At 40.1% G+C, this 13,476-nt stretch carries 8 protein-coding genes; 6 read left to right on the forward strand and 2 right to left on the reverse strand.

Annotated features, from left to right (window positions below; all coding sequences use genetic code 11):
* Nucleotides 1-84: 84 nt before the first annotated feature.
* Nucleotides 85-318, forward strand: a complete 234-nt coding sequence (locus IC619_RS16815) for a hypothetical protein (RefSeq protein ID WP_249669817.1) — start codon at nucleotides 85-87, stop codon at nucleotides 316-318.
* A gap of 53 nt (nucleotides 319-371) precedes the next feature.
* Nucleotides 372-4,367 carry a S8 family serine peptidase gene (locus tag IC619_RS10005; protein WP_249669818.1) on the forward strand — a complete coding sequence of 1,332 codons (3,996 nt, stop codon included), beginning with the start codon at nucleotides 372-374 and terminating at the stop codon, nucleotides 4,365-4,367.
* A 42-nt stretch (nucleotides 4,368-4,409) separates the two neighbouring features.
* Here IC619_RS10005 and IC619_RS10010 read toward each other — a convergent pair whose 3' ends face one another.
* Nucleotides 4,410-4,571, reverse strand: coding sequence for a glycosyltransferase (locus IC619_RS10010; protein ID WP_191139906.1), 162 nt, complete (start codon nucleotides 4,569-4,571; stop codon nucleotides 4,410-4,412).
* Between the two features lie 518 nt (nucleotides 4,572-5,089).
* Here IC619_RS10010 and IC619_RS10015 point away from each other — a divergent pair.
* Complete coding sequence (locus tag IC619_RS10015; protein ID WP_191139905.1) at nucleotides 5,090-7,114, forward strand: glycosyltransferase; 2,025 nt, start codon at nucleotides 5,090-5,092, stop codon at nucleotides 7,112-7,114.
* Between the two features lie 14 nt (nucleotides 7,115-7,128).
* Complete coding sequence (locus IC619_RS10020; RefSeq protein ID WP_191139904.1) at nucleotides 7,129-8,679, forward strand: thiamine pyrophosphate-dependent enzyme; 1,551 nt, start codon at nucleotides 7,129-7,131, stop codon at nucleotides 8,677-8,679.
* Between the two features lie 31 nt (nucleotides 8,680-8,710).
* Here IC619_RS10020 and IC619_RS10025 read toward each other — a convergent pair whose 3' ends face one another.
* Nucleotides 8,711-9,445, reverse strand: a complete 735-nt coding sequence (locus IC619_RS10025; protein WP_191139903.1) for a class I SAM-dependent methyltransferase — start codon at nucleotides 9,443-9,445, stop codon at nucleotides 8,711-8,713.
* Between the two features lie 252 nt (nucleotides 9,446-9,697).
* Here IC619_RS10025 and IC619_RS10030 point away from each other — a divergent pair, with 252 nt between their 5' ends.
* The gene (locus IC619_RS10030; RefSeq protein ID WP_191139902.1) at nucleotides 9,698-11,977 is read left to right on the forward strand and encodes an FtsK/SpoIIIE family DNA translocase; all 2,280 of its coding nucleotides are present in this window, start codon (nucleotides 9,698-9,700) and stop codon (nucleotides 11,975-11,977) included.
* Between the two features lie 373 nt (nucleotides 11,978-12,350).
* A complete protein-coding gene (locus tag IC619_RS10035) occupies nucleotides 12,351-13,367 on the forward strand; it encodes a BMP family lipoprotein (RefSeq protein ID WP_191139901.1) in 1,017 nt (338 codons plus the stop codon).
* Nucleotides 13,368-13,476 lie beyond the last annotated feature (109 nt).

The raw sequence follows: 13,476 nt of genomic DNA on the forward strand, positions 1-13,476 counted from the left end.
TATTTTTATAATTTATTTGAAAATAAGGTTATATATCATGTAATATAGTATATGTAGGGAAAATTATATGGAAGGGGTTATGTGATGAATAAGCATTATAAGTTTGTGTTACAAGTTTTTAGTTTCATGATGATAATACTTTTGATGGGGCTTTCTGTAATACCAACACATTCAATTGCACAACAATCTTCAACAGATACTTTACCTACTTACAAAGAAAAAATTAGCAATCGATTATTAAATCAGTTTACTAAGAAAAATGAAATATCTTTTTTGATTAAATTTTCGGAGCAAACAAACACAAAAAAATTGCATTAAATACAGAAAAAAAAGCAAAAAAACAGCAACAGTCTGCTTTTAAAACGGAATTAATGAAACGCTCCGCAATTGTTTCTGAGTTGCGGTCTACCGCGACTGAAACACAAAAGCCAATTTTGACTTGGCTTGCAGAACAGAAAAAAGCGGGGAAAGTAAGCGACTATCAATCTTATTATATTGTGAATGCCATTTCAGTTACCGGAACCAAAGATGTGATGGAGGATTTAGCTAAATGGGGTACAGTGGAAAAAATATTACCGAATGAAAAAAGACAAATCATTGCACCTCAAAAAAAGCAAAATACAAGAAATGTTAAACCCGAATCGACAACGGAATGGAATATCGATCGCGTAAACGTACCTCAACTGTGGGAAGAAGGTATTGATGGTAGCGGTGTCGTCATCGCCAATATTGATACTGGGGTGCAATGGGACCATCCAGCACTTAAAGATAAATATAGAGGCTATGATCCTGCTACCGGTGAAGTGGATCACACCTTTAACTGGTACGATCCCACGACTGGACAAGCAGTACCCTATGATGATCTAGCACATGGGACACATACAATGGGTACAATGGTGGGGTCTGAATCAGGTGGTAATAATCGCATCGGTGTGGCTCCAGGTGCCAAATGGATTGCCGTAAAAGCATTTAGTGCTGCTGGAGGAACCGACGCTGACCTGCTCGCTGCGGGGGAATGGATTTTGGCTCCTAAAGATGCGGAGGGGAATCCGCATCCAGAAAAAGCACCTGATGTGGTGAATAACTCTTGGGGAGGCGGGCCTGGGCTTGATGAGTGGTATCGCCCGATGGTGGAAGTGTGGCGCTCAGCTGAAATCTTCCCAGAGTTTTCTGCTGGAAATGATGGTGGATCGAAAGAAACGGTTGCTAATCCAGCAAACTATCCTGAATCCTTTGCGACAGGTGCTACAGATATAGAAGACAAAATTGCAGGTTTTTCGTCCAAAGGACCTTCTCCCTACGATGAGGTAAAACCTGAGATTTCAGCACCCGGTGTTGATATTCGTTCGTCTGTTCCAGGTGATGGCTATGAAGGTGGATGGGAAGGAACGTCCATGGCAGGGCCGCATGTGTCTGCTATTGCCGCACTTCTTAAACAAGTCGATGCAGGACTTACTGTCACGGAAATTGAAACGATTTTAACAAGTACGGCTAAGCCGCTGTTCGATTCAAAATATCAAGGTACGCCCAATAATGGTTATGGATATGGTTTAGTCGATGCAAAGGCCGCAGTCGAAGCTATTCGTACCGGCTTAGGAGAAATGAATGGACAAGTTCTAACGGCAGGGGAAGATACGAAAGTGCCCACATTTAAGCATGAATCACCTGCATTCGCATATAAAAAAGCGAATCTTCCACTTGTTGTACAGGTAGAAGATAATGTGAGTATTACAGGTGTCGATTTATTTTATCGTACAGCCGTAGATGCAGAATGGAAAATCATAACAGCAGAACAAGTAGCCGGTAACTATCGTACAGGAGATTATCAGGCGACTATCCCTGGGCAAGAATTAGTTCAATCGAATTTAACCTACTATTGGAAAGTTAAGGATTATGGAGAAAATATAGTCACCTCTGATTCATATGATTTAGAACTGCGTGAAGGCATTTCGCATGGATACGAGGAAGATTTTGAAACTTACCCAACAGGATGGTTATCATATGGTGCACAAAACAGCTGGGAGTGGGGCGTTCCCACATCTGGACCCGAGTCAGCTGCTTCTGGTGAAAAAGTATTTGCGACTAACTTAGCGGGTAATTACGCTAACTCTGCCAATATGAACTTAATCATGCCACCCATTGATTTACCAGAAGGAGAGACTTATCTTCAATTTAAACAATGGTATGCGTTAGAAGAAGGCTTTGATTATGGTCAACTCTATATTTCAACGGATCAGCGCAATTGGACATCGCTTGCTACATACAATGGTGCAAGCAATGGATGGATTGATGAACAAATTGCTTTATCGGAGTATGCGGGACAACGTGTCTATCTTAACTTTAATGTCATATCGGACCCGATTGTCTCACAAACTGGGTGGTATATTGATAATATGCGTTTAAGCGGGGACATGGGTGAAGCCAAATCTGCTAGCAAAAAAAATCAAATCTTACCCAAACCGCCTAAGCAAGCTAAGAAAAATGTACGTAAAATTATCGATCCTAAAACGTTAAAACCGAGTAAAAAGGAAAAGATCGTTTCTGCCAATGTTAAGCCGACACCGTCAACATTGCCTGTGGCAGCTCAGGTGAATGTGTTAGAAACAGGTCGTGCTACAACGGTTAACCCTGTTGATGGTAGTTATTCACTTATTCACACGGTAGGAGATTTTACAGTGCAAGCGGAAGCCTATGGCTACCATTCGAAAGCACACCAAGTTCAAGTGATGCGGGATACCACAACGACCCAAAATTTCATACTTGATCCGATTGCACAAGGAACAGTTTCCGGCCAGATTAAAGATGAGAAATCAGGAAAACCGATTCAAGGTGCAACCCTTTACCTGGTCGAAGATGCAGTGGTGAAACCTGTTCAATCCGATGAAAATGGGAACTACTCGATCCAGGCTTACGAAGGGACCTATACTTTAAAAGTAGGTGCCCCGCACTATTTTGGACAGGAAGCGACGATTGAAATAAAAGGAAATGAAACGATTACTCAGAATTTTGATTTGAAACCTTTTATCAGTTATCCAGGTGAAATTGGCTATGATGATGGGACTGCCGACGGATTTGTTACTTATGATGCAGGTACCCAATTTGCAGTAAAAATGTCTTTAGCTGATGGGAAGGATCGTGCGTTACTTCAATCGGCTCTCATCCATTTCTTTAGTGGAGAGCTTGCACCTGAAGAAACTGACTTTCAGGTCGCCATTTATGATGCGAGTGGACCTGAAGGGAGCCCGGGTAAAAGGCTTGTCGGTCCGATTGATGCAGCGGTGGAGCAATTCGGAAAGTGGCAAAAGATTGATTTAGCGGATAAAAGTATTCTGGTAGAGGGCGATTTTTATGTCGTCTATATCCAAAAAGATGTTTACCCTGATACACCAGGTTTATCCGTAGACCACAGTTATCCCAATTCACAACGTAACTGGTTAAACTGGGGCGGAACATGGGAAAAAGCGCCTGTAATTGAAGGGAACTTCATGATTCGGGCTCAAGTGGACTACGAAGCAGTGGCCCCTGTGATTGAATCACCAAAAAATGATAGCTTCGTTAACCAAAAAACGATTACGGTGAGCGGACAAGCTAGTCCATCGACCACGGTTAAGCTATATAACAAAGGCAAGGAAATCGCAGAGACAAAAGCAACAGCAGAAGGCATCTTCTCAACTGAAGTAAATTTGAAAAAGGGTAAAAATGTATTAACTGCGATATCTGTAACCGATATAGGGGATACAAACCCATCGGCAAAAGTAAATGTCACACTGGATCGGAAAAAGCCTGGATTAACGATTACAGCACCGCTTGACGGTACAAAGACAAATAAAGAGGTCATCACGGTTACAGGGCAAGCAACAGATGACTACTTGGCACACGTAAAAGTAAATGGCAAAAAGGCCACGCTAAAAGATGATGGCAGTTTTACTTACCGACTCCTGCTTAATGAAGGTGAAAACAAGATCGATGTATCCGCTATTGATAAAGCGGGTAACAAAACGAAAAAATCGGTAAACGTATTTGCCAAAACAACCGTACCTCAAATTAAAAATTTAAAACCAAATCAAGATGTCCATTTAAAAAGTGGGGAATCTGTGAAAATTGAGCTAAATAGTGAAGCGAAGTTGAAAGCTTCTTATATTATTCGGATGCCGCTCGCTAATCCTGTGCGAAGTATGAAAGCTTCCTCGATCACAGAGTTTCCAATGATGGAAGATGGAGCAGGACATTACACAGCATACTACACGGCTACATCCAATCTGAGAGATATGAAGGGGGCAGTAATTGAAGTCATTTTACGTGATGCGTTTGGAAATGAAGTACGAGAAGAAGCAACAGGGAAGCTGTTTATCAATGTGAAAGAGTAATTTGAAAAATGAAAACAAGTGTGCCTAAAAGGTACACTTGTTTTATGTGTGTTGTGCAACCTGTTTCCAACTAAAATGTACAGACAAGGATTTATATGCATAGAGAGCTAATTGTTTCGCTTTTTGCGGATGATCTAAGATCCAGGTTAGCTGTTCTGCTAAGGAGTGGACTTCAGCAAGCAGACCATTTTTGCCGTGCGTCACAATTTAAGCTAAGCCTCCCATTCAAGAAACAACGACAGGTGTTTTAAATGACATTGTAAAAGACCGAAAGGTTCGAATAAGGATCTGCAAGTTGATAAAGGTGGTCTCGCGTTTTATCCGAAACTTGACCCAAAAAATGAATAGGGTCTGTAATTTGAAGTTTTTTCACAAGTGCTATGACCCGATCCCACGATTAAGCGTTTGACATGTGGATGTTTTTCTATATCAATAGGTATCTATATGGGTTTTATATAAATTTTTAAATTGTAATTTAATGCATATTCATGGCAAGAATCGCAACCTCATGTTTGAATAAAATCATTCAGTGTCACCGAAGATGAATATTCCACATATCAAACAATAAAATGTATAGAATCAGTAGTGTCGGAAGTGTTTTTTGAGCGATAATGCCTTCAAACAAGCGCTTGGCGGGCCTGGTGAAAATTGTTCAAGGAACGCGATATACACAACAAATCATATTCAATACTACTTGGAGGAGAGGGGAAGGTGTTTCAAAATTGAAGGTCAAATTTTATGATGTGGATCCGATGCCTAGTCGCTTGGAGCTAGCGAATCGCGACCAACTCCCTACACATTATGGCTACAATTATTTAGGATTGACAACTTTGGAACCCAATTCCATATTTGTATATTGGGAAGTGACTACAAATTGGAAAAAAATGATTGGAGGACTTCTTGAGCAGACAGAAACCGAAATGAACTTCATATTAAAGTTGTATCATGAAAAAAAACAAGAACAGCTTGAGGAGGAATGTTATGAATGGGAAATACCCAATTCAGCTAGCTCATGCATCATCACAAATGTTGTTCAGAAGCAGGGGTATATTGCAAAGATCGGTTTTTTACATCATGAACATTTTCTTCCTATTTTACGCTCTCATTCCATCTGTATGCAATCTGAAGATGGAAGCAATAAGTTCAGATTTGATGCTATATCCCAAGTGCTAAAATCGGGGCCAGATATCCCCTTCGATTTGCAGGAAGATGAACGATGGATACTACGTCATCTCCATGTGGTTGAACTTCAACTGAGGCAAATGTTAGCAAAAGTGAGTACCCAGCATATATACTTTAACCGCGCTGTCAAGCAAATGATAATGGAGCTCATAGGTATCCATCTATCAGAGAAAAAAGAAATAGATCAAAAGTATACACGCTTGGTACGAGCTCAAGAAATATTTATTCATTCTCGCTTTAATCAGTTGACAGAAGATGAGTTCATTCAACTCGAAGAAAAGAATAAAACATATATGAATGCCTATCCTGTGCAGCTTGAGCCTGCTACTGAAGTATCAATTGATAAGCAACGTCCTCCTGCCTTGCGCGTACTCGTTTTGAGTTGGGAATATCCTCCTTATCAAGTGGGTGGTGTATCAACTGCGGTAAGGCGTTTATCCGAACACCTAGTAGCGTATAATATTGAAATTCATTTGCTTACATATGGACCAGAAGGTGCAAAGTCTTATGAAGTGATAGACGGGGTACACGTATATCGGGTAAATACTTGTGATGAAAGGAGAGAGGAAGATTTTCTTACATGGATCTTTCAATTGAACCTAGCCATGATAGCCGAATTTCAATGCCAAACTGCCTTTGGTTTAAAAGTTGATTTGGTACACGCACATGAGTGGCTAACATCATATGCGGCACAAGAATTAAAGCGGTCTTATGATTTGCCGATTGTGTATACGATGCATGGAATCGAAAAATATAAGTGCGAATCGATTAATGTTAAGCATAACGAATATGTACACCTAGCAGAGTCCCAACTGACTAAGTGGGCACATCAAATCATTGTTTGTAGTAAATGTATGGTAGACGGTGTTCGTACAACCTTTGAGCATGCTGAAGAGAAGATCAAGCTTATTCATAATGGGGTATTAATTCCTGAACGATTAAATCATACAAAGATTGAACAATTACGAGAACTAAGAAGTAGAATCGCCTTACCAGAAGAGAGAATTCTATTTTTTGCAGGCAGAATGATCATTGAAAAAGGGATTGCCTTGTTAGTTGAAGCGATTCCCTATATTATTCATTGTCATCCAAACACCAAGTTTGTTTTGAGTGGCGAAGGCTATTTAAAAGAAGCTTTGCAACAACGAATCGAGGAACAGGGATTTGGATCGCAAGTTTTATTTACTGGCTTTGTTGATGAGGAAACCCTTCACTTTCTATATCGATTAGCTTATTTATATTGTTTGCCCAGTCTACATGAACCATTTGGCATTACCGTACTTGAAGCGATGTCCCATCAAACGCCCGTACTTGTATCTGATGCATGTGGTCCAGATGAGACGGTAGAAGATCATGTGACAGGTATTAAAGTATCTACTGGAAGTGTGGAATCACTTATCGTGCAAATCAATTGGGCATTAGATCATCCACAAGAAATGAATAGGTTGGCGAGAAACGCCTATTTACAATTACCCATGAAATACAATTGGAAAAGAATCGCTGCCCAAACGCTAGATGTGTACCAATCCGCACTGTACATGGATAATCCAGTAACGAAGTCATAAATAGAGGTGATGACATGGTACAAGTAAATGGTATCGAAGCGGCAGCATTAGGATTGCTCGATGCTCAAATTCATTCAGCATTCGGTGTTTTTGGGTATCCGGCAAATGATGTGGGGGATCAATTACTCCAATCTTTCGACTCATTCGAATGGAGTGTCAATGAAAAAGTGGCCTTTGAGCTCTCCTTGGGCATTTCAGCGGCTGGATTTCGTGCAGGAGTTGTGATTAAGCAAGCAGGCATGAGTATTTTATATGATCCGATGGTGAATGCTGTCATGCATGGCATCGGTGGAGGACTTGTGATCTTAGCAATGGATGATATCGGTAGTGTTAAGTCAACCGTAGAACAAGACTCCAGGTCACTAGCTAAGCTTGCCGGAGTCCCTGTATTTGACCCTAATACAGCAAGTGAAGTGAGAGGAATTATTCCCACTGCTTTTGAACTATCTGAAACTTGTTCGATTCCCGTTGTTGTACGTATCAGTTCACGATTGCGATTAAGTCATATGCAAGTGGATGATTCCATGAATCACAAAAACGTATTACATACTCCCTATCGAGTTTCAGATGAAGTGGCACGTAGATTATCGAAACTAGGCCGTATGAATCATTATCAGACCTATACTTATCCACATATATTATCTTTTTTACAATCTATAAATGTAGGTATAAATGAAAGCAGAGCTAGCCATCGTGTTGGGTTTATCTGTAGCAGTGGGTGTCATACGTTTTTAGAGGGAATGGAAATGCCTTATCTGAGACTAACTACAGTATGGCCCTTACCAGAAAAGAAAATCATTTCGTTTTTAAAATCTTATCCATACATTATGCTATTGGAAGAACCAGGGGATTTCCTAGAAACACAAGTGCGAGTCTTAGCTCAACAACATCAGCTCAAAACGGAGATATACGGAAGAGGCAATGGTACATTTGCGCATTATGGTCCGTTATCTGCATCTCGCATTCAGGCTTCATGGCGTGCACTACAAGAACAAACACCACTAGATGCCATACAATCAACACCTCAAATGAGGGAAAACAAGGCTCCCGAATCCTATTTACCACTTACACGTGTATATCAAGTGTTATCTCAGTATGTGAAAAGGCATTCTATCCCTGTTGCAGTTGACGTCGGATCATCGATCTCACTCCAATATCCACCATACGATATCGCAGAGTGGGGCTATTGCCTGGGATCGGCAATTAGTGTAGCGACTGGATTGACTAGAGCGGGAAAGTCGGCCCTAGCCGTAATAGGGGATTATGGTTTTATTCACAGTGGTATTCAGGCACTGATGGAAGCAGTTTCTCAACAACAAAGTGTAAAAGCAGTGATTATATATGATGGTGTTTCTAGAAGAACAGGAGGACAATCTCATTTGCTCCACCAAAACCAGGCCCAGCATAAAAATATATCGATTTCAGAACTTGTCTACGCATGTGGCGTGAAACAATACGAGCAGCTCAAAGTTGAATCAGATACTTCTGATCAAAAAATCATGGAATCGATTGCGCGTCTAATCAACATAGAAGGGGTCGCGGTAACGGTGTTTGAGCTGGCTTGATTGCCATCAAACATGGTTGATGGCAATCCTTTTAGTTCACCAAAGTTTTTTTGTTTCCAACTAACATGGCAATATCAATATTTTGCTCTAAAAAGGGGATTTCTTTCATATAGTCGATCTCTTTTATTTTGAACCCTCTTTCTAATTCAGTTTTTAAATCATGGATACTACCGTGGATAGCTGATTCTTCGATAAGTAGATCAAGATAATAATTATGAAGTTGTTCTGTATCTTTTATTAAATCCAAGGTAAGAAGCAAATGCTGGTCGTCTTTTAACCACTTATTCATTTTATTCCATAAATGTCTCCGGTCATGAGCAGCCATATGTTCAATCACACTTATGGAATAAATCACATCAAAATATTGATTGGGAAAATGCATATCTAATATATTTTTTTGATAGGAGAAAATATTAGCGTGTACATGCTGATAATCTACGTATCCCCATTCAAACCAGTGAGAGCGATCAGCTTCAAACCAATCATGCATTTCTGAAAAATCAACCGTATATACTTCTGCCCCTTGATAGGCGAGATAGATGGGTAAAGGTGTAATACCTGCTCCGATATCTAAAATTTTTTTTCCTCTAGGATCGCCAATTTTTTCGATTAACCACACATATTCATAAGCTCGGGGAGTGTGTTTGACAAAAAATCCGAGGTATAAGCGTGATAAATAAATGAGTGTATCAAGTAGTTGCTGATTACTTGATTTGTCTCTTAATACGGATAACACTTCTTCAGTCACATCTGCTTTAGCGTGCAAACCCATTCTCTCCTTCCTACATGATTTATTCTCTTCTTGTGCATATCACAAAATATGTGAGCAAACGAACGATAAGAACACGAGATGTGAATGGTGTAACAGGATTTCCTAACGTGTCAGCGAATAAGTAGGATAACTGATTCGTATCACGGACGAATGAATCCAATCAGACACAGAGATCGATTTAAAGATGAGCATGATGATTCATAGTGCTATAATAGAGGTTGAACGGAAATAGAGAAGGTGATCGGGATGTCTAAGAAGAATCAAAAAAAACAGGAACTAAAAAATGAATTGTTATTTGAGATTTATGGAATTGTAATTGTCGCATTATCCATTATTGCATTGGCTAGCTATGGGGCAATCGGACGTAATCTCACCGTTTTATCACGGTTTGTAGTAGGAATATGGGACTTTATTATTCCGCTTACGGGTGTAGGTGTTGGCATCTATGTCATGATCAAACGAGACTGGCCACGGAAATGGTCATCCCGTCTAACGGGATTAACTTTGATGCTAATTGCTTTACTCTGCTTTACGCATTTACTCTCTTTTGATGCGTTTACACCACAAGAACAAGCAAAGGGTATACTCGATGCCACATGGGATCGACTTTTACAAGATCGAACCTCTGATGTCCCACTGGATATTGGAAGCGGTATGGTAGGGGCAATCACCTATGCAGTGCTTTTCTTTTTATTTGATGAAATTGGAACCATTATTATCTTAGGTGCGGTTACGTTATCGGGAACGTTACTTTTGACCGGTTTTTCATACAGGCAAGTCGTGAACAAAGTGCGTACCTACTTAGAAAAACAAAATATTGATTTGAAACGGTGGGCTAAAAGCCGGGTCACCCAAACAAAATCGAAAGTGAAATCCCAGAAAAGATCAAACAAAAAAGCAATAGAAGATCCTGTAAATGATGATCCTATAAATGAGCAAATTAAGATCCCAGAAAAACCGGTTATCCATGATTTTCAAGATCAAACATACATAAACGATGAGAAAAAGAAACAATTATCCCTTCAATTTACAAAGCAACCAGAGCCGGATTTACCTGATCAAAATGAAGAGGCCATCTCAGTTAAGTTTGAGACTCAGACGGATCTTGTAGATTATCGAATACCAAGTATTGATCTGCTCAATAAAAAGGCAGGTACACGCAAGAAACGGAAAGACAATGCGGAAAGCATGCTTGAAAAATTAGAAAAAACATTAGAAAGTTTTGGTGTACAAGCCACTGTGTTAGGTGGATATCGAGGTCCTACTGTAACGAGATATGAGTTACAGCCTCACTCTGGAGTGAAAGTGAGCAAAATTGTAAACTTGGCTGACGATATTGCCTTAGCGCTAGCAGCTAGAGATATTCGTATTGAAGCCCCGATTCCTGGTAAATCCGCAATTGGTATTGAGGTTCCAAATCAAGAAGTGGAAATTGTACGATTGCGTGATGTGCTTGAAAGTTCCCCGTATGAATCATCAGATTCTAAATTAAGTATTGCACTTGGAATGGGCATATCTGGTGATCCGATTGTGGCTAATTTAGCGACAATGCCGCATCTCCTGGTAGCAGGTGCTACAGGAGCGGGTAAAAGTGTATGTATAAACGGCATCATTACTAGCCTCCTTTACAAAGCTAGACCTGATGAAGTAAAACTGATGATGATAGATCCCAAAATGGTGGAATTAAATATATACAATGGAATTCCACATCTGCTTGCCCCAGTGGTTACCGATCCACGTAAAGCCGCAATGGCATTAAAAAAAGTTGTACAAGAGATGGAAAAGCGTTATGAATTATTTGCAAAAAGTGGGGCTCGGGATATCGAAAGATATAACATGCTTGTAAAAGAGAAGATGGAACATTTACCCTATATTGTGGTGATTGTAGATGAACTTGCTGATTTGATGATGGTTGCACCAGCAGATGTAGAAGACGCCATATGTCGACTCGCACAAATGGCTCGAGCAGCTGGTATTCATTTAATTATTGCTACACAAAGACCATCAGTAGATGTGATTACAGGTGTGATTAAAGCCAATATTCCTTCCCGTATTGCGTTCGCCGTATCATCAGGTGCAGACTCTCGTACGATCTTAGACGGTGGCGGAGCTGAAAAACTATTAGGCCGTGGAGACATGTTGTATCTACCAATTGGTGCTTCTAAACCCAAGCGCGTACAAGGTGCCTTTTTATCCGATGAAGAAGTGGAAGCGGTCGTCTCTTTTGTAAAAGAGCAGCAAGAGGCCAATTATCAAGAAGAGATGATTCCCACAGCTGTAGAAAATAAAAAAACAGATGATATTCAGGATGAATTATATCCACAGGCGGTGGAACTTGTACTAGAAGCGAAAACGGCATCTGTTTCCCTTATTCAACGTCGTTTGCGTGTTGGTTATACACGCGCAGCGCGCTTAATTGATATGATGGAAGATCGTGGAATTATTGGCCCATATGAAGGAAGTAAACCACGTGAAGTATTACTTACGTTGGAAGAGTTTGAAGCGAATAAAAGAAGTGCAATCTGAAGAAAATAGGGAGTAGCCAAATCAGAAATTACATGGTATAAAAGTTATAGCTCGGCAAGTCGACTATATAAGATCTCAAATATCGGTTTAATGCTTGATCAAATGAAACTGGAATAACATGCGCTCGCAAGCGTAAATGATGTTGATTAACCAAAATGTATGACGGTTAAATGGAAAATCATACGAATCAACACGCTTGTTTTGTTATAATAAACACGGGTTATTCACATATAGGGTTTCATTGGCAAGTAGGAAATTTTGTGAGATGTTTTTGCGTCAGATGGATAAGCTGACAGTCAGATTTATCCATTTGCTTGCCTCACTATAAGCTAATGTACATAGGCGTCTTATTATGCTGAAGGGGGATTCACTTATGAAAAAGAGAACATGGCTTGCAATGATATTAGCTGCGATGCTCATTTTAGCAGTAGGTTGCGGTCAAGGAAACGATCAAGCTGCTAATGAAAGCGGTTTTAAAGTAGGTATGGTAACGGATACAGGAGGGCTAAATGATGAGTCCTTTAACCAAACCACTTGGGATGGATTAGAACGTGCAAAAGATGAGCTAGGTGCTGATATTAAGGCGCTTGAATCCAAACAAGATAGTGATTATGTACCAAACTTAACAAAATTTGCTCGTGAAGGACGTAACCTAACATGGGCTGTGGGTTTTAAACATGAAAAAGCAGTCCCAGAAGTTGCACAACAATTTCCTGATGTTCAATTTGGGATTGTAGATAGTAATTTAGGTGGAAATATTCCTGCTAATGTTACGGCAGTTACTTTTAAAGAAGAAGAGGGCTCTTTCTTAGTAGGGGCTGCAGCTGGATTAACCACAAAGACCAACAAAGTTGGATTCATCGGTGGTATTAATAGTGAGCTCATTGAGAAGTTTGAAGCAGGTTTTATTGCCGGCGTTAAAGCAGTAAATCCGAAGGCTGAAGTTATTTCAGCATATGCAGGAAGTTTTTCCGATGTAACAAAGGGCCGTACATTATCAGCAGGCATGTATAATCAAGGTGCAGATATCATCTATCATGCTGCTGGTGGTGTCGGTAAAGGTTTGTTTGATGAAGTTAAGACGCGTGAGGCAGGTAAGTTCTGGGCGATTGGTGTAGATATGGATCAATCGAGACTAGCACCAGAACATACCTTAACTTCTATGGTCAAAAAAGTGGATGTAGCAGTGTTTGACATTACGAAGTCACTTAAAGATAAAGACTTGAAATCAGGAGAGCATCATGTGTTTGGTCTTCAAGATGATGCAGTAGGGCTAGCTGAGAATACTAAAAATATTAATCCTGACGTCTTAACCAAAGTAAATGAATACAAGGAAAAAATCATTAGTGGTGACATTGTTGTACCAACGAAAGTAGCAGATGTAAAGTAAGTAAATGCATTGTCTATTATCTCCCTGCTATAGCATATCACGCTGTAGTGGGGCTTCTTTTTATAGCATGGATGAATCAAACAAGGATGGCAATGGAAACATAACACTG

The sequence above is a fragment of the Polycladospora coralii genome, from assembly GCF_014773435.2.
In the GTDB taxonomy this organism is placed as follows: Bacteria; Bacillota; Bacilli; order Thermoactinomycetales; family Thermoactinomycetaceae; genus Polycladospora; species Polycladospora coralii.